A 23,963-nucleotide genomic window follows, 5' to 3' on the forward strand; every position below is an offset into this window, starting at 1 on the left:
AGAAATCATCGATTGTGTTGTAAATGAGCAGCGCCATAAGCACAATCCGCTGCTCAAGTCATCAGAAGGGAGAATTAGAGATCGCCAGTATAGTGCCAGCGAAGGTAGCGCAGCAGACGCATCTGGCGGGTAATACGCTTCGGTTGAGAAAGCAGACGATACAACCACTCCAGCCCCAGGTTCTGCCATATTTTGGGGGCGCGTTTGACGTGACCGGTAAACACATCATAGGTACCGCCCACCCCCATATATAGCGCATGGGGATGCACTTCCCGACAATCGCGCATGAGCAATTCCTGTTTTGGCGATCCCATCGCGACGGTGACAATTTTCGCGCCGCTGGCATGGATACGCGAAAATAGCGCCTGACGCTGCTCCGGCGTAAAGTAACCGTCCTGGCTACCCACAATATTGACGTTCCACTGCGTCCGCAGTTTTGCTTCCGTCTGCGCCAGCACCTCAGGCTTGCCGCCGACAAGAAATACCGGCGTGCCTTCTTTACCCGCGCGCGCCATTAACGCTTCCCAAAGGTCAGCGCCAGCCACACGAGAAACCTGCGCCTGCGGAAATTTTTTACGTATTGAACGCACCACGCTGATGCCATCGGCATATTTAAATTCCGCCGCCGCTATCAACGCGCGGACTTCCGGATTATCTTCCGCCGTCAGCAGCTTTTCGGCGTTGATTGCCACCAACGTACCTTGCTTCAGTTGTCCATCGGCAAACAGATAATTCAGCGCGTGTGACATGTCGCGCCAGCCAATCAGAGGTAATCCTCGCAGCGAGTAAAGGGGCGCAGCGGCATTGTTAGTCATAGTTTTCCTTCCACCTGTGCCTGAGGGAGCGAAGTTGTACGTTTATGAATCAGTCCGGCGCTATCAAATAACCAGAACAGAAGCTTAGCGACCAGCAGGCTGGCGCCAAAAACCACCAGGAAGAAAACCACGCGCGAGACAAACGAATCCAGCCCTTCTCGCGCCAGCACAATCATATTAAAGATGGCGCCAAAGCAGAAACTGTGCAGAATCGCCGCCTTATAGCGATTGGGCTCCCGGTTACCCAGTTCATATAGCCAGTCGAACCATTTGATAATCAGCCCGACGACGATCGCGCCGAGCGGAATAAACAGCGCCCCGCCCATGACCACCAGCGATCCGATAAGCGTTGGCGATATCGCCAGGCCAGAATGGTTGTTCAGGACTTCCCAGGTGAAGTAATTCGCAGAATTCAGCACGATACTGGGTCGTCCCGGCCATAACCAGGTGGGAATAAAGACGTAGAAATCACGCACGATAGGGGCCAGCCCCTGAAAATCGATATTGTGGTAATTTTGCAACAGCAGCGCCAGATTCTCCCACGGCGAAAAGGTATCGCGCGTCAGATAAAGAAACGTATAGAACGCCTCATCGCCGCTCACATTTAATCCGTAGCGTTTGAGCGCCAGCCAGAACATACCGACAATCCCCAGCACGCCCGCCGCTGCCAGCATCCACAGGCTGATCCAGCCCCGAATAATGCCGATAAACAGGAAGATAGCAAACGCAATAATGATGTTAGCGCGCGTGCCGCCGACAATCATGTAGGTCAACAGACCAAACGCGACGGTGCTCACCAGAAAGAACAGCCACGCTTTGCTGTCCTGGCGCAGGAAATAGACCACCAGCATCGCCGGAATGAAGAAATAGAAGAACCGTTTTAACGCCACGCCGGAGACTTCGCTGGAAAAGATCTGGCTGTAGGAGTGCAGCCGGAACAGCAAAAAGCCGTTATGCATAAAGAAAATCGCCACGCTCACCAGCGCGATACCCATCAGGATCACCCAGGTAAGGTGGGTTTCCACCCGGTTCATGGTAAATAGCGGCTTGCGTGGTACATCCACAACGCGTTTGCGTAAACGCGTTTTATAGGTCACGTAATACACGCCGTAGAAACAGGCGGCGGATAATAGAGCCTGCAATAAGATTTCCGGCGGCGCGACGCCAACGTCGAAACGAAATACCAGCACGCTGGTTAGCGGAAAACCAAAAAAGAAGGTCAACAAAAACAGCAACGAAAAGAAAACGTTGAAGTTAAAACGCACGCGGCGGAATTCAAACCAGGTCAGCGTGGCGATAAACAGCGTAGAGAGCAGCCAGACCACCAGCAGCCCGCTGAATTGCATTAAACTCATTCGGCTTCTCCTGCGGCGATTCTCAACGCATTATGCCACGGTTGCAGGTAGTTGGGGCTAAAGAAGGTGATGCCGCTTTTATCTACCGATGCGAGCTGACGCTGCGCCTCGCGCACGACCTGCTCATTAAGATCGTCCGTGGTAAACAGGACGGGCAGATGCTGTTCCGCCATATCCTGCCAGAAAGGATTGTCGCGGTTCAGTACGCACGGGATATCGGCCTGAATTAGCAGACACAACGTCCCGATCCCCTGTTGGCGGGCAAAAATAAAATAACCGAGGTCGCACTGGCGCAACAGCGCAAGATAGGCATCAAATTCCATTTTTTCGCTAATAATTTGTAGATTTTCGGCACTAAATAGCGCCAGACCGGCCTGACGAACCTCATCAATATAGGCCTGGTTATTGGCCGGATAGCCCATCGGCACCACCACGTTTACCGTATCACCAAACTGCTGATACACCGCCCGTAATGCCGCAATATGTTGGTTACTGCGATCGCCGGAGTTCCCTACTAAAATGGTCAATTTCCCCGCACGTTGGCGCTCTTTTGCCATAGCATTCAGGGAAGGGTCCATGCGCGTCGGGAAATAGAGCAACTCGCCGCGTACGCCCGGGTGCTGGCGCGCAAAATAGCTGAGATCGCCGCGCGTCGCGAATACGCCCCCTACTCGTCCCTGCGCGATACGACGAAGCGGGTAGAAAAGGCGGAATTTCAGCCCGTGGGACACTTCGTAGAGATCCGCGCCCCAGATATGCCAGTAAAACTGAGCTGGCTTAATACCGCCGCTTAACAGCGCCAGCCACAGGCTGGTGTTGAACTGACCGTGAAAGAAGAATCTCTGTCGACGATTTGCTTTCGCTTTGGCGATGACCGCCTGCGCCAGCGCTTTCTTACTGCCATAAAAACGAAGCGAGAGCGCCGGGCAGCTTTCCGTGAAGCCGTTATCTTCGCCAGCAACCATAAATTCACGCGCGTGCTCGCTTGTGGCGGCCAGCGTATCATTGAAAAACCGCAACACGGTGTGGTTATGGTGAGGGATATCCGATCCCAGGACGTGAATCAGTACAGTCATGCTCGCCTACGCCAGAGTAAAAATACGCCACAACAAAATGAAAAATAGACAATATAGGTGGCCATATAAGCCTGTGCCGCACCCAGCGCGCCGTGAGCGGGAATCAGCCAGTGAGCGAACGCCGTTAACAGAATGAACTGGCTAATTTCGGCCAGAATGTAAAATCGCAACGACGCTTTGGCAATCACCAGATAACCGAAAACATAGGCGCCGACTTTCAGCACGTCGCCCACTAACTGCCAGGCGAACAGATCGCGCATCGCGGTGAATTTGGCGGAAAAAAGCAGCCAGATAGCAAAATCGCGCAGTAGCCAGACGGTAAAACTCGCCGCCGCGACCGCCGGTAAAACAAATTTCAGCGCTTTTACCACTTCACGCGTAATGTCCTGTTTTTCCGTCAGGCGTGAGAGCGTAGGTAACAGGTAAACGCTGAAGGAGGCGGTGATAAATTGCAGATAGGCATCAGAAATACTGCTCACGCCCTGCCAGATCCCGACATCGCTCCAGCTATAGTGCGCGGCCAGTTGGTTTCGCATCATCACATAGGCGACCGGCATCGTAACGGAGGTAATCAGCGCCATCAGGGTAAATTTACTGAGCTGCCCTGCCAGACCGTTGTCCCAGGAGGGCTTGAGATAGCGTAGCGGGACGGTGCCGCGCTTAATCAGTATCATACCGGCTGGCACTACCACCAGCGCCGGCACCAGCGCCAGGCCAAGCAGAGCGCCTTCATAGCCGCCGACACGGTAGCAGAGATACCAGGCGGCGACGCCCAAAAAGCTGCCGACAATTAACGATAAGGCATTACCCGACGCGTCACGAAAGCCCTTCATTAGCGCCAGCAGCAGGTTCGCCCAGGCGATCCCCATTTGTACCAGCGCAACCAGACGCACCAGCCCTTGATAGTCCGTATGACCGAACAGTCCCTGGCTAATCGGCGCCGCCGCCAGCAGGAAGACCAGCGCCAGCAGCGTAGAGAAACCCAATACCATCGCGGAGGAGGTTCCCACCACGGTACGTAACTGCGCCGGGTTATCATGATGTTGTGCGACGAGTTTGGTAACGCCGTTAAATATCCCGGCGCCAGCCAATACGCCCAGCACGGTGATCATCTGGCGGAAGTTACTCGCTTGTCCGACGCCCGCCGGACCAAAAGAGACGGCCAGTAGTTTCACCACCAGCAGTCCGGCGCCAATTTTTACCAGCGTACTGACCGCCGTCCACAGGGAGGCTTTAGCAAGCGACATATCAGGAGAAATAATTTAGCAAGGTAGTAATCACCGTTCGTTGATCGACGGGCGCAAGGTTATAAAACAGCGGCAGACGCAACAAACGTTCGCTCTCTTTTGTGGTGTAGACATCGTCCCCGATAAACTCGCCGAATTTATCGCCCGCCGGACAATCATGCAGCGGAATGTAATGGAATACCGCCATGATTTCCGCCTCTTTCAGGAAATTAATCAGCGCGCTGCGATCGGCGATATCCCGCAGTTTGATGTAAAACATGTGGGCATTATGCCCGCAGTTTTCCGGAATAGAAGGCAGCTCGATACGCCCGGCGCGCGCCAGCGGCGTTAACGCATCGTAGTAAGTCTGCCACAGCGACAGACGCTGTTGATTGATACGATCGGCGGCCTCCAGTTGCGCCCACAGGTAGGCAGCCTGCAGATCGGACATCAAATAACTGGAGCCGATATCCCGCCAGGTGTATTTGTCCACCTGACCACGGAAGAACTGGCTGCGGTTGGTGCCTTTTTCGCGGATGATCTCCGCGCGTTCAATCAGCGTACGATCGTTGATCAGCGTCGCGCCGCCTTCGCCGCCAGCGGTGTAATTTTTGGTTTCATGGAAGCTAAAACAGCCGATGTGACCGATCGTTCCTAACGCGCGCCCTTTGTACGTGGACATCACGCCCTGGGCGGCATCCTCGACAACGAATAGATTATACTTATCCGCCAGCGCCATGATGACATCCATTTCACAAGCGACGCCAGCGTAGTGTACCGGCACGATAGCGCGGGTTTTATCAGTAATTGCCGCCTCAATCAGCGTTTCGTCAATATTCATCGTATCCGGACGAATATCGACAAACACAATTTTCGCGCCGCGCAGGACAAAAGCGTTAGCGGTGGAGACAAACGTAAAGCTCGGCATGATCACTTCATCGCCGGGCTGAATATCCAACAACAGAGCCGCCATCTCGAGTGATGCGGTACAGGAAGGCGTCAGCAACACCTTCGCGCTGCCGAAATGTTGCTCCAGCCACTGCTGGCAACGACGCGTAAAGCCGCCGTCGCCGCACAGTTTGCCGCTGCTCATTGCAGACTGCATGTATTCGAGTTCGGTTCCCACCACCGGCGGCGCATTAAAAGGAATCATGTTGTCACCTGTATAACCAGTACGCAGTGCTTTCGATGTTGGCACCGCTTTGTATGTAACGTTTAAGCGCGGCGGTGTTGCCCAACTGGGTCGCCACCCGCAATGTTGCTTTGCCGCGACTCTGCGCCCAACAGATCGCCGCCTGCATAAGTTCCGCTCCCGCGCCGCGTCCGGCCAACAGGCCAATGCGCGCGTCGGTATCATTCAATTCCCGCAGCGAGACGTAACCGCGGATAGCGCCTGTCTCTGTGCGAAGCACCAGGCATTGGTGATCAAACGTGCCGCGTACCGCATTCTCAATCCACTGGGCGTAAAAACGGGCGCTGGCGTCGGGCGCATACCACGGCGCGCGAAAACGACTCTGCGTAAACGCCTCTCCGGCCAACTGACGCAAAGCAGGAATGTCTTTAAGGTGTGCAATTTCCGCGCCATGCTGGTCGCGATGCCCTTTTACCGGCAACGCAAAATCCACTTCGCCTTCAACCAAAGAGAATCCCAGCGATTGCAACGCCGACAGCCAGGCGATGTTTTCAGCCGGCACTTTTACCTGCACGCGTTGCCACGCCTGCAGCGCTTCTGGCGTTAATTCGGGCGCTGAGGCATCGATACGCACAATGCCGCTATTCACGCCAAAGAACGTATTTTCCCAGAGTAACGGTTCAATACTGGCGCGGACGGGCACGGAGCAACTCCAGTAAATATTGGCCATAGCCGGTTTTTTCAAGCTGACTGGCGGCGCGTTTCAAACCATCATCATCCAGCCAGCCGTTGCGCCAGGCAATCTCCTCCAGACAGGCAATTTTGAAGCCCTGGCGCTTTGACACACCGCGCGTAATGGGATGCAACCGGGTACCGGAACCTCCCGCCAGAATGATGCCTTTCATTCGTTTCTCCTCCAGGAGTAAGAACCTGCCGTTTAGCGTTTCAGTCCTAAGCGTTCGCCCTGATAACTGCCATCCTGCACGGGTTTCCACCAGGCCTCATTGGCGAGATACCACTGAACGGTTTTTCGCATCCCGCTTTCGAAGGTTTCCTGCGGCGTCCAGCCCAGATCGCGGGCGATTTTCGACGCGTCGATGGCATAACGTAAGTCATGGCCGGGTCGATCGTCGACGAAGGTAATCAGATCGTGATAATTCGCCACACCCTGCGGTTTTTGCGGGGCCAGTTCCTCCAGCAGAGCGCAAATCGTCCTGACCACATCCAGATTTTTACGTTCGTTATGACCGCCGATATTATACGTTTCGCCCACCGCGCCGTTCGTCACCACGTGATACAACGCACGGGCATGATCTTCCACATACAGCCAGTCGCGAATTTGCTGGCCGTTGCCATAGACCGGCAATGGTTTACCCGCCAGCGCGTTCAGAATCATCAGCGGGATCAGTTTTTCCGGGAAATGGTAGGGCCCGTAGTTATTAGAGCAGTTGGTGACAACCGTAGGCAAACCGTAGGTACGTAACCAGGCGCGTACCAGATGGTCGCTGCTGGCTTTGGAGGCGGAATAAGGGCTGCTTGGCGCATATGGCGTGGTTTCGGTGAAGAAATCGTCTGCAGTATGCAGATCGCCATACACTTCATCGGTGGAGATATGGTGGAAGCGGAACGCCGCTTTAGCGTCCGCGTCAAGCGCGGACCAGTAAGCGCGAGCGGCTTCCAGCAAGGTGTAAGTACCAACGATATTCGTTTCAATAAACGCCGCGGGGCCGTCGATGGAACGGTCTACATGGCTTTCCGCCGCCAGGTGCATCACGCTATCGGGCTGATACTGCTGGAAAACTCGCTCCAGTGATGCCCGATCGCAGATATCCACCTTCTCAAAGGCGAAACGGTCGCTTTGCGCCACCGACGCCAGAGACATCAGGTTGCCCGCATAGGTGAGTTTATCCACCACCACCACCGCGTCTGCCGTTTCATGGATGATATGCCGCACCACCGCAGATCCGATAAAGCCTGCGCCGCCGGTCACCAGAATCCGTTTCATCAGCGCCAGACTCCTTTAGTATCAACCACATAACGTTGATTAACCGCATCGCCGGGAATCGCTTTAAATTCGTCATGATCGACCAGCATCACCAGCACATCGGCGGCGGCCAGCGCCGCGTCCAGTTTCGCCAGCGTGCAAAGTCCGTCCAATTTTTTCGGCAACTGATGGATATTCGGTTCGACGACCAGGGTTTCGCCGCTGTGCCAGCGGGCGATACTTTGCGCGATCCCCATCGCCGGGCTTTCGCGCAGATCGTCGATATTCGGCTTAAAGGCCAGCCCAAAACAGGCGATTTTCACTTCGCTGGCGCGTTTATCGGTGGCCGCCAGGCAATCTGCGACCGCGGCTTTTACCTGATCGACCACCCAGTGCGGTTTGCCGTCGTTCACTTCACGCGCGGTGCGAATCAGTCTCGCCTGCTGCGGATTTTGCGCCACAATAAACCACGGATCGACCGCAATGCAGTGCCCGCCAACGCCTGGGCCCGGCTGCAAAATATTGACGCGCGGATGGCGGTTCGCCAGACGGATCAATTCCCAGACGTTAATCCCCTGTTCGGCGCAAATCAGCGACAATTCATTCGCAAATGCGATATTCACATCACGGAAGCTATTTTCCGTCAGCTTGCACATCTCTGCGGTGCGCGAGTTGGTGATAACGCATTCGCCCTCAAGGAAAATTTTGTACAGCGCGCTGGCGCGAGCCGAACATACTGGCGTCATACCGCCAATCACGCGGTCATTTTTAATAAGTTCCACCATCACCTGACCCGGCAGCACGCGCTCCGGACAATAGGCGATATTCACGTCGGCCTGCTCGCCCGCCTGCTGGGGAAAGGTCAGATCCGGGCGCATCCCGGCCAGCCAGCCGGCCATTTGCTCCGTTGCGCCGACCGGCGATGTTGATTCCAGAATTACCAGTGCCCCTTTTTTTAATACCGGCGCAATGGATTTCGCCGCGGCTTCCACATAGGCCATGTCAGGGTCATGATCGCCTTTGAATGGTGTCGGCACGGCAATCAGGTACGCATCGGCCTCGACAGGTGTCGTCGTCGCACGCAGAAAGCCGCCCTCCACCGCCATCTTCACCACATTGCCCAACGCCGGCTCCACGATGTGAATTTCACCGCGATTTATGGTGTCTACCGCATGTTGGTTGATATCCACGCCGATAACCTGCTTCTGGCGGGAAGCAAAAGCGGCCGCAGTCGGTAATCCGATATACCCCAGCCCAATAACAGAAATGGTCGTAAAACTCATAACGATACCCGATAACTTTTTAACGCCTGTAAAATGCGCGCGCATGATTGCCCGTCACCATAAGGATTATGGGCGCGGCTCATGGTTTGATATTCATTTTCGTCGTGCAGCAGACGCATAACTTCCGCCACAATGCGCCGGGAGTCCGTGCCGATCAGTCTTACCGTACCAGCGGTAATGGCTTCCGGACGCTCTGTGGTTTCACGCATGACCAATACCGGCTTACCTAATGACGGCGCTTCTTCCTGAATACCGCCGGAATCGGTCAGAATGAGCCAGGCGTGATTCATCAGCCAGACAAAAGGTAAGTAGTCCTGCGGCTCAATCAGTACCACGTTTTCAACATGGCCGAGGATACGGTTGACAGGTTCGCTGACGTTGGGATTGAGATGCACCGGATAGACAATTTGCACATTCTGGTTCGCGGCGGCGATTTCCGCCAGCGCCTGGCAGATATGCTCAAAGCCCTGACCAAAGCTTTCACGCCGATGACCGGTCACTAAAATCATCTTCTTATTCGCGTTGAGGAAAGGATACTGCTCGGCCAGTTCAGCCTGTAATGTATCGCTCGTCAGAACGCGATCGCGTACCCAGATCAGCGCGTCGATAACGGTATTGCCAGTGACAAAAATGCGCTCATCCGGAATGTTCTCCCGCAACAGATTCTGCCGCGAGTTTTCCGTCGGCGCAAAGTGGTACATCGCCAGATGTCCGGTCAGCGTGCGGTTTGCCTCTTCCGGCCAGGGGGAATAGAGATCGCCGGTTCGCAACCCGGCCTCTACGTGCCCTACCGGAATTCGTTGATAGAAAGCCGCCAGGCTGGTAGCAATCGTAGTGGTGGTATCGCCATGAACCAGCACCACATCAGGTTTAAAATCTGCCAGGATCGGCTTTAATCCCTCCAGAATTCGGCAGGTAATTTCCGTCAACCCCTGTCCCGGCTGCATAATGTTGAGATCGTAATCAGGCACAATAGAAAAAAGAGTTAATACCTGATCAAGCATCTCCCGATGCTGCGCAGTAACGCATACTTTGGCCTCGAAATGAGGATCTTTTTCCAGCGCATGGACCAGAGGCGCCATCTTAATGGCCTCCGGTCGTGTACCAAATACAGTCAGTACTTTCACATCGATTCTCTTCGAATAGACAGCAGGGGCCCAGCCCCCTACTGCAGAGGTGTTGCTAAATCGTGCGGCGACGGGTTAAGGCAACGCCCGCACCGATTAGCGCCCCAACGATACCCCACATAATCATCAGGAAGGCTCGGCGTGGGCTATCACGTTTTACCGGTTCTTCCGGCGTACGCAAATAACGATAGGTCTGAAAACGAGGGTCCAGGGTCGGCCCCACATTAAGCGTATTCAACATTGCCCGATTTTGAAAGTAGTCCAAATCGAACGCAGGGCCAACCGCTTGCAGATTTTCAAGACGCGCCTGCAACATAGGGCGACCGAGTAAAAAAAGCTCTGAGTCCGGTAATTCATCCGCCGGGACATCCGTCGCGCTACGAGAAATATTATGTTGTTCCGCAATTTTGAGCGCCTGCTCAATACTGTTTACACGACGTGAATAGATCGCTTTCGCAACCTCTTCCTGCCGTTTGACCTGCGCTTTCATCTGCACGGTACGCGCAGCCCAGGCGCCTTTTAATTCATCATTCAGATGGCTCGCCGCCCGCTGGCTGGCGAATGCGACATACTGACGCAGCAGATTATTGGCGTCCGGCGCAGTTTCAGCAATCAGCTTCACATTGTCGTTGATGGCGCGTGTAAAATCGCCGGGCGTAAACTGTATGTTATTGATCAGTTCATCAAGCATCGCCGCATCAGCTTTGCTATTCCCGACCATTCGCTGCTTGTAATAGTCCGTCTGTAACCAGAAATCGCGACGCGTATCCCAGGAGGCAAGTTGCATGATGAACTCTTTATACGCTTCATCCATCACCGAGGGCTTATCAGAAGAAGCAGGATCGGTCTTAATATCCAGGTTGCGCAGAAACTGCTGCTGGGAGTAATAACCGCCCAACATATTTACGGTTGGGCGATCGGTGATCGCCGTCGCACTCCACTCCTGACGAGCAAAAAAGGTATAGGCTAACGCGATAAGGGCAAATAGCAGGCCAATGCCGATAATCCAGAATTTGCCAGCCCATAAAGTACGAAACAACCCGCGAATATCCAGTTCATTTTCAGCGCTCACCGCGCGTGCCCCCGGTAATGGTTGTGTCATCGTATCCTCATTTACTTGGTTAAGTTTGGCCGGTTCTCACGTTGCCTGCGCAGGCGACGCTTCACACGCTTAATAAATCTCGCCACCTTCCAGGCCCGCTTAATGCAGTAGCCATAGAGGAAGAATGCTAGCAAAAAGAGCACCAACATAACCCATTCAGGAACAAAATGAGAGTATTCTGCCGTTACGCCTACTCCCGCCAGAATCGCCGCTGCGAGCGTAATAAGAACAAATGCCTGGCGGGAAGTAAACCCTGCTCGCATAACCAAATGATGAATATGTTGGCGATCAGGGGAAAAGGGGCTCATCCCTTTACGCAGACGGCGATACATAATCGCCACCATATCCATCAATGGAATAGCGATAATCCATAGCGCAGTAACCGGGCTGATAGAGTGAGTTTTCCCCTGCGTCGTTTCCAGTAAGAGCCAGATGACGGTAAAGCCAATCAGTGTACTACCGGCATCGCCCATAAAGACTTTATAACGCCGCCCCAAAATACCGAGATTAAGCATAATGTAAGGCAGAATCGCGGCGATCATGGCAAAGCACCACATTGCCAGGCTAGTCTGACCATCAAACCATAAAATCAGCCCCATCGCCGCAAATGAGACGCTGGATAACCCCCCCAGCAGGCCGTCAATACCGTCCACCATATTGAAAGCGTTGATCGCCGCCCATACCGCAAACAGGGTAAGGAAATAGCCAAAGGGGCCAAGCACTAACTCCCAAGGCCCAAAGATGTAACCAAGGCTACCTAAGTGAAGTTTTGCGATAACCATCATTACAACCGCAATAACGGCCTGAACCACAGCACGAATTTTTACACTGATATCAAAACGGTCATCCATCGCACCAACAAAAACCAATACACCAGCGCAAATAAGATATAGCGATAAGTGCGGTATGTAGTAATCCGAGAGGCCAAACATAAAGCAGATTCCTGCAAACACAGAAATCCCGCCGACTAATGGGATAACACCCTGATGTCGTTTACGAAAGTTTGGTTTATCCACTAAACCAATTTTTATGGCTACTTTTCGCGCAAGAAAAATAAAAATGGTCGTGAATAAAAAAATACTGATTAGCTCAGATAAAGCGGTGAGTAACTTCACAGTGTATGTGCTCTCAGCATATATCATTTCCTTAAAGTATAATGCGTTACGCCAGCTCCTAGAAGAGACCTGTTAGAACATTACACTTTTTACCGCAAACAATGTGTATTGTGCATGGTGTTACTCTGTAGCGCATATCCCGATGACCAGTTTATATGACATGACGCTAAGATGAATCGCAAAACAAAAACGCCACGTAAAAACGTGGCGTTTTCAGGTAAAGACCAGGTTATGAGCGCTTCATCATCTCGAAAAAGTCGTCATTAGTTTTGGTCATCGCCAGTTTGTTAATGAGGAATTCCATCGCGTCAATTTCACCCATCGGATGGATGATTTTACGCAGGATCCACATTTTCTGCAGCTCTTCCTGAGTGGTGAGCAGCTCTTCTTTACGGGTACCGGAACGGTTGTAGTCGATAGCCGGGAAGACACGTTTTTCAGCGATCTTACGCGAGAGATGCAGCTCCATGTTACCGGTGCCTTTAAACTCTTCGTAGATAACTTCGTCCATCTTGGAACCGGTATCGATTAGCGCCGTCGCGATGATCGTCAGGCTACCGCCCTCTTCCACGTTACGCGCCGCGCCGAAGAAACGCTTCGGACGATGCAGGGCGTTAGCGTCCACACCACCGGTCAGTACTTTACCGGAAGCCGGCACCACGGTGTTATAGGCACGCGCCAGACGGGTGATGGAGTCGAGCAGGATGATAACGTCTTTCTTGTGTTCAACCAGACGTTTCGCCTTCTCGATAACCATTTCAGCAACCTGAACGTGGCGGGATGCCGGTTCGTCAAAGGTAGACGCAACCACTTCGCCTTTCACCAGACGCTGCATCTCGGTTACTTCTTCCGGACGTTCGTCAATCAGCAGCACCATCAGCACGCAGTCTGGGTGGTTATACGCGATGCTCTGCGCGATGTTCTGCAGCAGCATGGTTTTACCCGCCTTCGGCGGCGCGACAATCAGACCGCGCTGGCCGCGACCGATCGGCGAAGCCAGATCCAGAACGCGTGCCGTTAAGTCTTCGGTAGAACCGTTACCACGCTCCATACGCAGACGAGAGTTTGCGTGCAGCGGGGTTAAGTTCTCAAAGAGGATTTTGTTACGGGCGTTTTCCGGTTTGTCGTAGTTAACTTCGTTAACTTTCAACAGCGCAAAATAGCGTTCACCTTCTTTCGGCGGGCGAATCTTACCAGAAATGGTATCACCAGTGCGGAGGTTGAAACGGCGGATTTGGCTGGGGGAAACGTAGATATCATCAGGACCGGCGAGGTAGGAACTGTCTGCAGAACGGAGGAAACCAAATCCATCCTGCAATATCTCCAGCACACCGTCGCCAAAGATATCTTCGCCACTCTTTGCGTGCTGCTTCAGGATGGCAAAAATAATGTCCTGCTTGCGCATACGGGCCAGGTTTTCCAGCCCCATACTTTCGCCGAGAGTGATCAGCTCAGAAACCGGCGTATTCTTTAATTCGGTAAGATTCATAATGGTGTGAGTTCTTAAACTTGGGGTAAATCTCGAACTTAATGTTGTGAATGGTATGGCAGGGTCATCCATGCCTGTTTACGGCTATCAACTCATGTCTGTTCGCTGTCTGGTCACAGGAAAGTACGCAGAACTGAAACGACAAGACGGAATGAGCGAAGAGCCAGGAATCTTTCCACTTCTCGTGCGAGAAAAAACGGGAAGTGACGGATAAAACCAGATTCAAACTTAATAAGGTATGTTTAATTCGAAGTCAATACTAACTTAGCACGACTCAGACCGGGCGTCCAGAGATCCTGACAATTTAAGAATAACGTAAGGACAACAGACGCCACGAAACTGCCTGATACCTTAATCATTCGTCGAATGACAGACGCCTGACCATACAGCGCCTTTGTCATTCGACGTATAAAAGGTATTACGCCAGATTGGCGTCGAGAAACTCTTTCAACTGACCTTTAGACAGTGCGCCTACTTTGGTTGCCGCCACTTCGCCGTTTTTAAACAGCAGCAGAGTCGGAATACCGCGGATGCCATATTTAGGTGCAGTACCTGGGTTCTGGTCAATGTTCAGTTTGGCAACGGTCAATTTGCCCTGATATTCGTCAGCGATTTCATCCAGAATCGGAGCGATCATTTTACACGGCCCGCACCACTCTGCCCAGAAATCAACGAGGATAGCCCCGTCCGCTTTGAGTACATCCGTGTCAAAACTGTCGTCAGTCAGGTGAATAATTTTATCGCTCATATATAACTCCACAGGAATAAGCCTGGCGTGTTGGTGTAGCATTAACCAACGAGGTGCTGATGTTAACTTCGCCAACAAAGGTTGACTTTATTTCACCGGATACGCTTTCGTAAAGCAATAGTAAGCTGATATTCTACCACACTATGAGCAAAACACATTTAACAGAACAGAAGTTTTCCGACTTCGCCCTGCACCCTCAAGTGGTTGAAGCCCTTGAAAAAAAAGGGTTTTATAATTGTACGCCCATTCAGGCACTGGCCCTTCCGCTAACGCTGGCGGGTCGTGACGTTGCAGGGCAGGCGCAAACCGGTACCGGGAAAACGATGGCGTTTCTGACGTCAACGTTTCATTATTTACTTTCTCATCCCGCGATCGACGATCGCAAGGTGAACCAGCCGCGCGCGCTGATCATGGCGCCGACGCGTGAATTAGCCGTACAAATTCACGCAGACGCGGAACCGTTGGCGCAAGCGACAGGCTTAAAATTAGGCCTGGCTTACGGCGGCGATGGTTACGACAAGCAGCTTAAAGTGCTGGAAAGCGGCGTTGATATTCTTATTGGTACGACGGGCCGACTGATCGACTACGCCAAACAAAATCACATTAACCTCGGCGCCATTCAGGTCGTCGTACTCGATGAAGCCGATCGCATGTACGATTTGGGCTTTATTAAAGATATCCGCTGGCTGTTCCGTCGTATGCCGCCGGCTGCGCAGCGTCTGAACATGTTGTTCTCCGCCACCCTGTCTTATCGGGTTCGCGAGCTGGCGTTTGAACAGATGAACAACGCCGAATATGTTGAAGTGGAACCGGAGCAAAAGACCGGCCACCGCATTAAAGAAGAGCTTTTCTACCCCTCTAATGAAGAGAAAATGCGTTTACTGCAAACGCTGATCGAAGAAGAGTGGCCGGATCGCGCCATTATTTTCGCCAACACCAAGCATCGTTGCGAAGATATCTGGGGACATCTGGCGGCAGATGGCCATCGTGTTGGTCTGCTGACCGGTGACGTCGCGCAGAAAAAGCGCCTGCGGATTCTGGATGAGTTCACCCGCGGCGATCTGGATATTCTTGTGGCGACCGATGTCGCGGCGCGCGGGTTGCATATCCCCGCCGTAACGCACGTCTTTAACTACGATCTGCCAGATGATTGTGAAGACTATGTTCACCGTATCGGTCGTACCGGTCGCGCTGGCGCCAGCGGACATTCCATCAGCCTGGCTTGCGAAGAGTATGCGCTGAATCTGCCCGCCATTGAGAGCTATATCGGCCACTCGATTCCGGTCAGCAAATACAATCCGGAAGCGCTCATGAACGATCTACCCAAGCCGTTGCGCCTGACGCGTGCGCGTCCTGGCAATGGTCCGCGCCGCGCTGGCGCTCCGCGTAATCGTCGTCGTTCAGGTTAAGAAAAGTTATGCCATACACAAAATCATTTAGCCTGTATCAAGGCGGCAAGAAAACAAATCCCGATGAGCTTAGGAAGAGTACGCAGCCAACACGGATACAGGTTGAAGGATGAAGTGTATGAATTCCACCTCGTTGTATGCCGCTATTGATCTCGGTTCCAATAGTTTTCATATGCTGGTCGTGCGCGAGGCGGCGGGAAGCATCCAGACGCTGACCCGAATAAAACGCAAGGTGCGTCTGGCCGCAGGTCTGAACAACGACAACCACCTTTCAGCTGAAGCGATGGAACGCGGCTGGCAATGTCTGCGCCTGTTTGCTGAACGTTTGCAGGATATTCCGCAGCCGCAAATCCGCGTGGTTGCCACCGCAACATTGCGTCTCGCCGTCAATGCGGGTGAATTTATCGCGAAAGCGCAGACTATCCTTGGTTGTCCGGTGCAGGTTATCAGCGGCGAAGAAGAGGCGCGGCTGATTTATCAGGGGGTCGCTCATACCACCGGCGGCGCAGATCAGCGGCTGGTGGTGGATATCGGCGGCGCCAGCACTGAACTGGTTACCGGCACTGGCGCGCAAACCACGTCGCTGTTTAGCCTGTCGATGGGCTGCGTAACGTGGCTTGAACGCTATTTTAGCGATCGTAATCTGGCGCAAGAAAACTTTGATGATGCGGAGAAGGCCGCGCGCGATGTACTGCGTCCGGTTGCCGATGAACTGCGTTTTCATGGCTGGAAGGTCTGCGTGGGTGCCTCCGGCACCGTACAGGCATTGCAGGAAATCATGATGGCGCAGGGGATGGACGAGCGCATTACGCTCGCCAAACTGCAGCAGCTAAAACAACGCGCGATACAGTGCGGGCGTCTGGAAGAACTGGAAATCGAAGGCCTGACGCTGGAACGCGCGCTGGTTTTCCCAAGTGGGCTGGCTATTCTGATCGCGATATTTACCGAGCTGAACATCCAGAGCATGACGCTGGCAGGCGGCGCGTTACGCGAAGGGCTGGTGTATGGGATGTTGCATCTGGCGGTAGATCAGGATATCCGCAGCCGCACGCTGCGAAACATTCAGCGTCGGTTTATCGTCGATACCGATCAGGCGAACCGCGTAGCGAAGCTGGCAGATAACTTCCTCAAACAGGTAGAAAATGCCTGGCATATTGAGCCTATCAGTCGTGAACTGTTGCTTAGCGCTTGCCAGTTGCATGAGATCGGTCTGAGCGTTGATTTTAAACAGGCGCCCTATCATGCCGCCTATTTAGTACGCCATTTGGATCTGCCTGGCTATACGCCCGCGCAGAAAAAGTTGCTCGCCACCCTCTTACTGAATCAGACCAATCCGGTCGATCTCTCTTCGCTTCATCAGCAAAATGCGGTACCGCCCCGTGTTGCGGAACAGCTATGCCGTTTGCTGCGCCTGGCGATTCTTTTTGCCGGTCGCCGTCGTGACGATCTGGTACCAGAAATTACGCTACAGGCGCTAAATGAAAATCTGACGTTAACCTTGCCTGGCGACTGGCTGGCGCATCACCCGCTGGGTAAAGAGTTGATTGATCAGGAAAGCCAGTGGCAAAGCTATGTACACTGGCCGCTGGACGTTCGCTAACCGTGGTCTGATTGCCGGATGGCGCTTCGCTTATCCGGCCTACGATTTCGCTCGCTTTGCCGCCATCATGGCTTTCAGATTAGCCAGGTGACTTTGCCCTTTTTGCATTCGCTCCTCAGCGCTTACCACTTTGCGCTCCTGCTCCCAGATTAAATCATCCTGCGGCAGTTCTAACAGGAAGCGACTGGGTTCCGGGCGCACCAGTTCCCCATACTGACGGCGCTCTTTACATAATGTAAAGGTGAGCTCTTTCTGCGCGCGAGTGATCCCGACATAGGCCAGCCGACGCTCTTCCTCAATGTTATCTTCGTCAATGCTGCTTTGATGCGGCAAAAATCCTTCTTCCATTCCCACCATATAGACATACGGGAACTCCAGTCCTTTAGATGCATGAAGCGTCATCAACTGTACCTGATCCAGCTCTTCTTCGCTCTCGCCGCGCTCCATCATATCGCGCAGCGTAAAGCGTGTAACCACCTGGGTCAGCGTCATCGGCTCATCGAGTTCGTTGCCTTCCAGCATCTCAGTCATCCAGCTAAAGAGCTGGTTAACGTTTTTCATACGCATTTCCGCCGCTTTGGGGCTCGGCGAGGTTTCGTACAACCAGGATTCATAGTCAATACCGTGGATGAGATCGCGCACGGCGGCGACAGGCTCGCGTTCGGCCAGACGCTGGATTTCCCCCAGCCAGTGGGTAAAACGCGTCAATGAATCGTAACCACGTCCGGTCAGCTTTTGGCTAAGCCCCATATCAAAGCTGGCGGTAAACAGGCTTTTATTACGCGTCATTGCCCATTCACCCAGTTTTTGCAGAGTGGCCGGACCGATTTCGCGTTTTGGCGTATTCACGATGCGCAGGAAAGCGCTGTCATCATCCGGGTTGGTCAACACCCGCAGGTAGGCCAGCAGGTCTTTAATCTCCGGACGGGAGAAGAATGAGGTGCCGCCGGAAATTTTGTACGGAATGCGGTTCTGCATGAGGAATTTTTCAAATACCCGCGACTGATGATTCCCGCGATACAGAATGGCGTAATCCTTGTACTGGGTCTTGTTCACAAAGTGATGGGCAATCAGTTCGCCGGTAACGCGCTCAGCTTCATGCTCTTCATTGTTTGCGCTTAACACTTTGAGTTCCGCGCCGTAACCGAGCTCGGAAAAGAGGCGCTTTTCAAAGACGTGCGGATTATTGGCGATGAGAATATTCGCCGCTTTCAGGATGCGGCCCGAAGAACGATAGTTTTGCTCCAGCTTAATCACCTGCAGCGCCGGAAAATCCTGGCTCAGTAACACCAGGTTTTGCGGACGCGCCCCGCGCCAGGAGTAGATAGACTGATCGTCATCGCCTACGACCGTAAAGCGCGCGCGTTGCCCGACCAACAGCTTAACCAACTCATACTGGCTGGTGTTAGTATCCTGATATTCATCCACCAGCAGATAACGAATTTTATTCTGCCAGCGCTCGCGCACCTCGTCATTGCGTTGCAGCAGCAGCGTCGGCAGCAAAATCAAATCATCAAAATCGAGAACGTTGCATGCCTTCATATGGGCGTCATAAAGCCCGTAGCAGTGAGCAAAAATACGATCGCGTTCACCTTTCGCCCCGGCCGCCGCCTGCGCAGGCGTTTTGAGATCGTTTTTCCAGTTGGAGATCGTGGAGATCAGCTGTTGCAACAGAACCTTGTCGTCTTCGATCAGGCCTTCGGTCAGCTCTTTGAGCAAGGCGACCTGGTCGGTATCGTCAAACAATGAAAAGTTCGATTTCATCCCCAGCGCAGCGTACTCGCGCTTAATAATATCCAGCCCTAGCGTATGAAAGGTGGAGATCATCAAACCGCGCGCTTCCTTACGGCCGAGCGTCTGCCCGACGCGTTCTTTCATCTCACGCGCGGCCTTGTTGGTAAACGTCACCGCCGCAATATGCCGGGCCTGATAGCCGCATCCGCGGATCAGGTGGGCGATTTTATTGGTAATTACGCGAGTTTTACCAGAACCCGCTCCTGCCAGCACCAGGCAGGGTCCGGTGACGAATTCGACAGCGTGTTGTTGGCCGGGATTTAAACGCATGGGAATAGTGCTCAATCTTCGAACGGGGGAGGGATTGTAGCAGAAAGCGAGGCCCAGAGAAGACCAGGCTGCTTTTTCAGGCAGCCTGGAAAAGGTCAATCAGCAGGCTCTGGCGGCAAGCGGCGTATAGCCATTACGCTGTGCGCTCTTGATCCAACTGTAAGAACCCATTAGCGCGATCGCCGTCAGCAGAACATACTCAAGCGACATCGCATAAACGCCCTGTACTGCATAGATCACGACGCTAATTACATCAATAATCACCCACAGCAGCCAGTTTTCCACGTACTTGCGGGTCATCAGCACCATCGCCGCAATCGACAACACCAGCATGGTGGAATCCCAGAACGGGAACGCGTCCGGCTGGAGTTCAGGCATCGCCACCTGCATACCTATCGTTTGCAGCAGAGCGAGCATAACGCGGGTCAACATAGCGAAGACCGGATCGATAAACCACGTCATCAGCAGAATGGCGATAATACATATGCCCCCCAACCTCCATGTTTGTTGACGAGAAAGCCAGCGTACTTTCAGAGCGGCTTCCCGGGCGTCATTCTGCCGGCTCCATGCGTACCAGCCGTAAATATTCGCCGCAAAGAAAAACACCTGAAGTAGCAAGCTGGCATACAGTTGAATCTGAAAAAAGATGGCGGCAAACAGAGTGACGTTAATCAAACCAAACAGGTAATTAATGATTTTTTCCCGGCTGGCGCACCAGATGCACAATAAGCCAAAGACGGTGCCGATAGCCTCAATCCACGACAGCGCATACCCTCCCTCGCCGAGAGGAATGTTGACCATTACATTGTTAATGATGAAAAAGTCCATCATTGCTCTCCTTGCAAACTATCGAAATAAATGGCCTGAAGCGCCAAAGAAATCTGGCGCTCTTCACCTTGCTGGCACAAGGTTTCCTGCTGAACATAATGGTTAATGCTGCTCTCCAGACAGCCACTATGCGCGACGACCACGTTTAGCAACGACGCGGTACGCAGCCCACGTAACGCCCCCACCACCATCAGCGCGGCGGTTTCCATATCCGCGCCGAGAACTCCCCTGGCCGACCATTCGGCATCCAGTTCAGCTTCGCGATCGGTATAAAAACTGTCATGGCTGCGCACCAGCCCGCAAACGGCAGAGATGTTCATCTGTTTCGCCTGCTGTATCAGCGTGGCGGTAAGATACGGGTCCGCACAGGCCGGATAACTGGCGGGCGCATAGGTTTTGCTGGCACCGTCGTCAGCCACCGCGCCGTGGGCGATGATCACATCGCCCAACGCCAGCGAGTCCTGCAACGCGCCGCAACTACCGATACGGATTAGCGTGTTGACGCCAACCTGGCGTAACTCCTCAATGGCGATAGCGGTTGACGGTCCGCCGATTCCCGTGGAGAGCACGACTATTTCAACCCCCTGGTACCAACCGCGCGCCGCGCGAAACTCCCGGTTTTGCCCCAGAATCTCAGCCTTATCAAGAAAACGGGCGATTCTATCCACCCGCCCGGGATCGCCGGGCAAAAGCGCATATTTCGCGCGGGTCATGCTTGTGTTAAGCCGAATATGGGGTTGCATCTCCCGTCTCCTTATTGTTCTGAGAGGTTCAGATTTCCGCCTCCTGTTTGAGTTTTTCAGGAGCCAGTAAAATGATCCCCTCACCGTCGGTATCGATAATGTTCAGCGATTTCAGATCGTGCAGTATCCGGTTGATACTGCGCGTCGTCGCCGCAAATTCCTGACCAAGATTCTGCTTATCAAGCAAAATAGTGGTTGATTCATATTGTTGATAACGCAGCCATAATGCCTGGCATACGCGTTGATGCAGCGAGTACAAATTGTCGCTACTGGCCTTTTTCGACAACTGGTAATACTGTTGGCTGAAAAACCGCAGCATTCGCTGGTTAAAGTGGTTATCCAGCGCCAGCCAGCGGCAAAAATGCGCTTGCGGCAGGCTGAGTAGCTGTACATTGCCGACGGCTACGACAGAACAGATGTAATGCCGCGACTCAAATATCTCTAGCTCGCCCAGCATATCTCCTTTGCCATAACGCGCCTGCCGGTAACGGCGTCCATCTTCAGCTTCGTAAAAAACATCCACTTCGCCGGCCACAATGAGTGAAAATTGCTGGCATATTTCCCCCTGGCGGCAGATAAGCGCGCCGCGGGAAATGTCGTCAAATCGCCAGCACTGCATGATTTCCAACGGGCAGTATTTGAGTAATTCATAGAGCACTGGGTCGCGTACAACCTGGCGTAGCCCTAAAAGCCAGTCGTCTGGAAATTCTGCGTTTTTCATTATGTTCATGGTATCTCGCCCCTTGTCAGAAAGGACAGGACCGCCGTCCCGCGCATCCGAAATACGCCCGCTAAAAATGCCGCTTATCTCCCGGTTCATTAAATCAGGCGGGACATCTGTCCTGTAATGGCGAAGAGTATATGTCTGACGGCCTAAGGAGTGATAAAGTGACGGCCAATCTTTGCGACGTGAGAACTCAATAATGGCAAAAATGGCAGCAGCACTGCATATTCTTGTAAAAGAAGAGAAACTGGCTTTAGATCTTCTGGAGCAAATTAAAAACGGCGGCGATTTTGAGAAGCTGGCGAAGAAGCATTCTATCTGCCCATCCGGTAAAAAAGGCGGTCATTTAGGCGAATTTCGTCAGGGCCAGATGGTTCCGGCATTCGATAAAGTAGTATTTTCCTGCCCGGTACTGGAGCCAACCGGCCCGCTGCATACCCAGTTCGGTTACCACATCATTAAAGTATTGTATCGCAAATAAAAAGCCGGGTAGCGGCTACGCCTTACCCGGCCTACATCGTCTGCTTGATTTTGTAGGTCGGGTAAGCGCTAGCGCCACCCGACAAGGTATATCAACCCGCTACCGCAATACGCTTCATATCCGTCATATAGCCGCGCAGTTTCTTACCTACCTGCTCAATCGCATGACTACGAATCGCATCGTTCACGTCGCGAAGCTGTGCGTTGTCTACCGCGCCTTCCGGGATAGCACTACCCAGATCGCCCGGTTGCAATTCCGCCATAAACGGTTTCAGCAGCGGTACGCAAGCGTAAGAGAACAGGTAGTTACCGTATTCTGCGGTATCGGAGATAACCACGTTCATTTCGTACAGACGCTTACGGGCGATGGTGTTGGCGATCAGCGGCAGTTCGTGCAGTGATTCGTAGTAAGCGGACTCTTCGATGATGCCGGAATCGACCATGGTTTCGAACGCCAGCTCAACGCCCGCTTTCACCATCGCAATCATCAGCACGCCTTTATCGAAGTACTCCTGCTCGCCGATTTTACCTTCAAACTGCGGTGCGGTTTCGAACGCGGTTTTGCCGGTCTCTTCACGCCAGGTCAGCAGTTTCTTATCGTCGTTAGCCCAGTCAGCCATCATGCCGGAAGAGAATTCGCCGGAGATGATGTCATCCATGTGTTTCTGGAACAGCGGTGCCATGATCTCTTTCAATTGCTCGGACAGCGCGTAAGCACGCAGTTTCGCCGGGTTAGACAGACGGTCCATCATCAGAGTGATGCCGCCCTGCTTCAGCGCTTCGGTGATGGTTTCCCAGCCGAACTGAATCAGTTTTTCGGCGTATGCCGGGTCGGTGCCTTCTGCCACCAGCTTGTCGAAGCACAGCAGAGAACCGGCCTGCAACATACCGCACAGAATAGTCTGCTCGCCCATCAGGTCAGATTTCACTTCCGCAACGAAAGAAGATTCCAGTACGCCCGCACGGTGACCGCCGGTGGCCGCAGCCCAGGCTTTCGCAATCGCCATGCCTTCGCCTTTCGGGTCGTTTTCCGGGTGAACGGCGATCAGCGTCGGCACGCCGAAACCACGTTTGTACTCTTCGCGCACTTCGGTGCCCGGACACTTCGGCGCCACCATCACCACGGTGATGTCTTTACGGATCTGCTCGCCCACTTCCACGATGTTGAAGCCGTGTGAATAGCCCAGCGCCGCGCCGTCTTTCATCAGCGGCTGTACGGAGCGCACCACGTCGGAGTGCTGTTTGTCTGGCGTCAGGTTAACCACCAGGTCAGCCTGCGGGATCAGCTCTTCGTAGGTACCCACTTTGAAGCCGTTTTCGGTCGCTTTACGCCAGGAAGCACGCTTCTCAGCAATGGCTTCTTTACGCAGGGCGTAGGAAATATCCAGACCGGAGTCACGCATGTTCAGGCCCTGGTTCAGCCCCTGAGCGCCACAGCCGACGATGACCACTTTTTTACCCTGCAGGTAGCTCGCGCCATCGGCGAATTCGTCGCGGCCCATAAAGCGACATTTACCCAGCTGCGCCAGCTGCTGGCGCAGATTCAGTGTATTAAAGTAGTTAGCCATGATGGTGTACTCCGTGATGTTGTGTTGTCGCGCTTATTGTTCGGTTTACAGATTGCTATCTGTGCGAATGAACCCACATTACAACAGGAAATTTA

23 protein-coding genes are annotated in these 23,963 nt (G+C 53.3%); 3 read left to right on the top strand and 20 right to left on the bottom strand.

Annotated elements, in window-relative coordinates:
• Window positions 1-74: 74 nt before the first annotated feature.
• From wecG to trxA, 15 genes are all read right to left on the bottom strand, one after another.
• Window positions 75-815: a lipopolysaccharide N-acetylmannosaminouronosyltransferase gene (gene wecG, locus LCS67_RS22105; RefSeq protein ID WP_000183625.1), complete on the bottom strand. Its 741-nt coding sequence runs from the start codon at window positions 813-815 to the stop codon at window positions 75-77.
• Window positions 812-2,170: an ECA oligosaccharide polymerase gene (wzyE, locus tag LCS67_RS22110; protein ID WP_000055605.1), complete on the bottom strand. Its 1,359-nt coding sequence runs from the start codon at window positions 2,168-2,170 to the stop codon at window positions 812-814. Before wzyE ends, wecG begins: the two co-directional genes overlap by 4 nt.
• Window positions 2,167-3,246: a TDP-N-acetylfucosamine:lipid II N-acetylfucosaminyltransferase gene (locus tag LCS67_RS22115; RefSeq protein ID WP_000217187.1), complete on the bottom strand. Its 1,080-nt coding sequence runs from the start codon at window positions 3,244-3,246 to the stop codon at window positions 2,167-2,169. Before LCS67_RS22115 ends, wzyE begins: the two co-directional genes overlap by 4 nt.
• Window positions 3,243-4,493, bottom strand: a complete 1,251-nt coding sequence (gene wzxE / locus LCS67_RS22120; protein ID WP_000050299.1) for a lipid III flippase WzxE — start codon at window positions 4,491-4,493, stop codon at window positions 3,243-3,245. The genes LCS67_RS22115 and wzxE overlap by 4 nt, the downstream gene beginning before the upstream one ends.
• A gap of 1 nt (window position 4,494) precedes the next feature.
• Window positions 4,495-5,625, bottom strand: coding sequence for a dTDP-4-amino-4,6-dideoxygalactose transaminase (rffA, locus tag LCS67_RS22125; protein WP_000612080.1), 1,131 nt, complete (start codon window positions 5,623-5,625; stop codon window positions 4,495-4,497).
• Between the two features lie 4 nt (window positions 5,626-5,629).
• On the bottom strand, window positions 5,630-6,307 hold the full coding sequence (rffC, locus tag LCS67_RS22130; protein ID WP_001145154.1) for a dTDP-4-amino-4,6-dideoxy-D-galactose acyltransferase: 678 nt from the start codon (window positions 6,305-6,307) through the stop codon (window positions 5,630-5,632).
• Complete coding sequence (locus LCS67_RS22135) at window positions 6,285-6,599, bottom strand: sugar phosphate nucleotidyltransferase (RefSeq protein WP_223151143.1); 315 nt, start codon at window positions 6,597-6,599, stop codon at window positions 6,285-6,287. Before LCS67_RS22135 ends, rffC begins: the two co-directional genes overlap by 23 nt.
• The gene (rffG, locus tag LCS67_RS22140; RefSeq protein WP_031570786.1) at window positions 6,542-7,609 is read right to left on the bottom strand and encodes a dTDP-glucose 4,6-dehydratase; all 1,068 of its coding nucleotides are present in this window, start codon (window positions 7,607-7,609) and stop codon (window positions 6,542-6,544) included. The genes LCS67_RS22135 and rffG overlap by 58 nt, the downstream gene beginning before the upstream one ends.
• On the bottom strand, window positions 7,609-8,871 hold the full coding sequence (gene wecC, locus LCS67_RS22145) for a UDP-N-acetyl-D-mannosamine dehydrogenase (RefSeq protein ID WP_023197569.1): 1,263 nt from the start codon (window positions 8,869-8,871) through the stop codon (window positions 7,609-7,611). The genes rffG and wecC overlap by 1 nt, the downstream gene beginning before the upstream one ends.
• A complete protein-coding gene (gene wecB / locus LCS67_RS22150; RefSeq protein ID WP_000866685.1) occupies window positions 8,868-9,998 on the bottom strand; it encodes a non-hydrolyzing UDP-N-acetylglucosamine 2-epimerase in 1,131 nt (376 codons plus the stop codon). Before wecB ends, wecC begins: the two co-directional genes overlap by 4 nt.
• A gap of 55 nt (window positions 9,999-10,053) precedes the next feature.
• Window positions 10,054-11,100 (bottom strand): ECA polysaccharide chain length modulation protein, encoded by a 1,047-nt coding sequence (gene wzzE / locus LCS67_RS22155; protein WP_000193413.1) that lies wholly within the window; start codon window positions 11,098-11,100, stop codon window positions 10,054-10,056.
• 11 nt (window positions 11,101-11,111) lie between these two features.
• Window positions 11,112-12,215, bottom strand: a complete 1,104-nt coding sequence (wecA, locus tag LCS67_RS22160) for a UDP-N-acetylglucosamine--undecaprenyl-phosphate N-acetylglucosaminephosphotransferase (RefSeq protein WP_000771937.1) — start codon at window positions 12,213-12,215, stop codon at window positions 11,112-11,114.
• A 229-nt stretch (window positions 12,216-12,444) separates the two neighbouring features.
• Entirely contained in the window at window positions 12,445-13,704 is a 1,260-nt protein-coding gene (gene rho / locus LCS67_RS22165; protein WP_001054532.1) for a transcription termination factor Rho, read from the bottom strand.
• Window positions 13,705-13,791: 87 nt separating this feature from the next.
• Entirely contained in the window at window positions 13,792-13,875 is an 84-nt protein-coding gene (locus tag LCS67_RS22170; protein ID WP_134820045.1) for a rho operon leader peptide, read from the bottom strand.
• 247 nt (window positions 13,876-14,122) lie between these two features.
• Window positions 14,123-14,452, bottom strand: a complete 330-nt coding sequence (trxA, locus tag LCS67_RS22175) for a thioredoxin TrxA (RefSeq protein ID WP_001280776.1) — start codon at window positions 14,450-14,452, stop codon at window positions 14,123-14,125.
• Window positions 14,453-14,595: 143 nt separating this feature from the next.
• On the opposite strand from trxA, the gene rhlB reads away from it, so the two are divergent.
• Complete coding sequence (gene rhlB, locus LCS67_RS22180; RefSeq protein ID WP_000047524.1) at window positions 14,596-15,861, top strand: ATP-dependent RNA helicase RhlB; 1,266 nt, start codon at window positions 14,596-14,598, stop codon at window positions 15,859-15,861.
• A gap of 118 nt (window positions 15,862-15,979) precedes the next feature.
• Window positions 15,980-17,461 carry a guanosine-5'-triphosphate,3'-diphosphate diphosphatase gene (gppA, locus tag LCS67_RS22185; RefSeq protein ID WP_001089447.1) on the top strand — a complete coding sequence of 494 codons (1,482 nt, stop codon included), beginning with the start codon at window positions 15,980-15,982 and terminating at the stop codon, window positions 17,459-17,461.
• Window positions 17,462-17,500: 39 nt separating this feature from the next.
• Here the strand turns inward: gppA and rep are convergent, their stop codons facing one another.
• From rep to LCS67_RS22205, 4 genes are all read right to left on the bottom strand, one after another.
• Window positions 17,501-19,525, bottom strand: a complete 2,025-nt coding sequence (rep, locus tag LCS67_RS22190; RefSeq protein WP_001238842.1) for a DNA helicase Rep — start codon at window positions 19,523-19,525, stop codon at window positions 17,501-17,503.
• Window positions 19,526-19,624: 99 nt separating this feature from the next.
• A complete protein-coding gene (pnuC, locus tag LCS67_RS22195) occupies window positions 19,625-20,353 on the bottom strand; it encodes a nicotinamide riboside transporter PnuC (RefSeq protein ID WP_001543647.1) in 729 nt (242 codons plus the stop codon).
• Window positions 20,353-21,096, bottom strand: coding sequence for a nucleoside phosphorylase (locus tag LCS67_RS22200; protein WP_001182428.1), 744 nt, complete (start codon window positions 21,094-21,096; stop codon window positions 20,353-20,355). The genes pnuC and LCS67_RS22200 overlap by 1 nt, the downstream gene beginning before the upstream one ends.
• A gap of 28 nt (window positions 21,097-21,124) precedes the next feature.
• Entirely contained in the window at window positions 21,125-21,826 is a 702-nt protein-coding gene (locus LCS67_RS22205) for a Crp/Fnr family transcriptional regulator (RefSeq protein WP_001024339.1), read from the bottom strand.
• 193 nt (window positions 21,827-22,019) lie between these two features.
• Between LCS67_RS22205 and ppiC the strand changes: the two genes are divergently transcribed.
• Window positions 22,020-22,301 (top strand): peptidylprolyl isomerase PpiC, encoded by a 282-nt coding sequence (ppiC, locus tag LCS67_RS22210; protein WP_001096806.1) that lies wholly within the window; start codon window positions 22,020-22,022, stop codon window positions 22,299-22,301.
• A 91-nt stretch (window positions 22,302-22,392) separates the two neighbouring features.
• Here the strand turns inward: ppiC and ilvC are convergent, their stop codons facing one another.
• Window positions 22,393-23,868: a ketol-acid reductoisomerase gene (ilvC, locus tag LCS67_RS22215; protein ID WP_000024943.1), complete on the bottom strand. Its 1,476-nt coding sequence runs from the start codon at window positions 23,866-23,868 to the stop codon at window positions 22,393-22,395.
• Window positions 23,869-23,963: the final 95 nt, after the last annotated feature.

It is taken from the genome of Salmonella sp. A7, assembly GCF_020181675.1.
Classification (GTDB): Bacteria; Pseudomonadota; Gammaproteobacteria; order Enterobacterales; family Enterobacteriaceae; genus Salmonella; species Salmonella enterica.

What these genes read in the sequence shown, in the direction of transcription:
- wecG (WP_000183625.1), bottom strand. Translation starts at nt 815, where the DNA reads ATGACTAACAATGCCGCTGCGCCCCTTTACTCGCTGCGAGGATTACCT.
- wzyE (WP_000055605.1), bottom strand. Translation starts at nt 2,170, where the DNA reads ATGAGTTTAATGCAATTCAGCGGGCTGCTGGTGGTCTGGCTGCTCTCT.
- LCS67_RS22115 (WP_000217187.1), bottom strand. Translation starts at nt 3,246, where the DNA reads ATGACTGTACTGATTCACGTCCTGGGATCGGATATCCCTCACCATAAC.
- wzxE (WP_000050299.1), bottom strand. Translation starts at nt 4,493, where the DNA reads ATGTCGCTTGCTAAAGCCTCCCTGTGGACGGCGGTCAGTACGCTGGTA.
- rffA (WP_000612080.1), bottom strand. Translation starts at nt 5,625, where the DNA reads ATGATTCCTTTTAATGCGCCGCCGGTGGTGGGAACCGAACTCGAATAC.
- rffG (WP_031570786.1), bottom strand. Translation starts at nt 7,609, where the DNA reads ATGAAACGGATTCTGGTGACCGGCGGCGCAGGCTTTATCGGATCTGCG.
- wecC (WP_023197569.1), bottom strand. Translation starts at nt 8,871, where the DNA reads ATGAGTTTTACGACCATTTCTGTTATTGGGCTGGGGTATATCGGATTA.
- wzzE (WP_000193413.1), bottom strand. Translation starts at nt 11,100, where the DNA reads ATGACACAACCATTACCGGGGGCACGCGCGGTGAGCGCTGAAAATGAA.
- rho (WP_001054532.1), bottom strand. Translation starts at nt 13,704, where the DNA reads ATGAATCTTACCGAATTAAAGAATACGCCGGTTTCTGAGCTGATCACT.
- trxA (WP_001280776.1), bottom strand. Translation starts at nt 14,452, where the DNA reads ATGAGCGATAAAATTATTCACCTGACTGACGACAGTTTTGACACGGAT.
- rhlB (WP_000047524.1), top strand. Translation starts at nt 14,596, where the DNA reads ATGAGCAAAACACATTTAACAGAACAGAAGTTTTCCGACTTCGCCCTG.
- gppA (WP_001089447.1), top strand. Translation starts at nt 15,980, where the DNA reads ATGAATTCCACCTCGTTGTATGCCGCTATTGATCTCGGTTCCAATAGT.
- rep (WP_001238842.1), bottom strand. Translation starts at nt 19,525, where the DNA reads ATGCGTTTAAATCCCGGCCAACAACACGCTGTCGAATTCGTCACCGGA.
- pnuC (WP_001543647.1), bottom strand. Translation starts at nt 20,353, where the DNA reads ATGGACTTTTTCATCATTAACAATGTAATGGTCAACATTCCTCTCGGC.
- LCS67_RS22200 (WP_001182428.1), bottom strand. Translation starts at nt 21,096, where the DNA reads ATGCAACCCCATATTCGGCTTAACACAAGCATGACCCGCGCGAAATAT.
- LCS67_RS22205 (WP_001024339.1), bottom strand. Translation starts at nt 21,826, where the DNA reads ATGAACATAATGAAAAACGCAGAATTTCCAGACGACTGGCTTTTAGGG.
- ppiC (WP_001096806.1), top strand. Translation starts at nt 22,020, where the DNA reads ATGGCAAAAATGGCAGCAGCACTGCATATTCTTGTAAAAGAAGAGAAA.
- ilvC (WP_000024943.1), bottom strand. Translation starts at nt 23,868, where the DNA reads ATGGCTAACTACTTTAATACACTGAATCTGCGCCAGCAGCTGGCGCAG.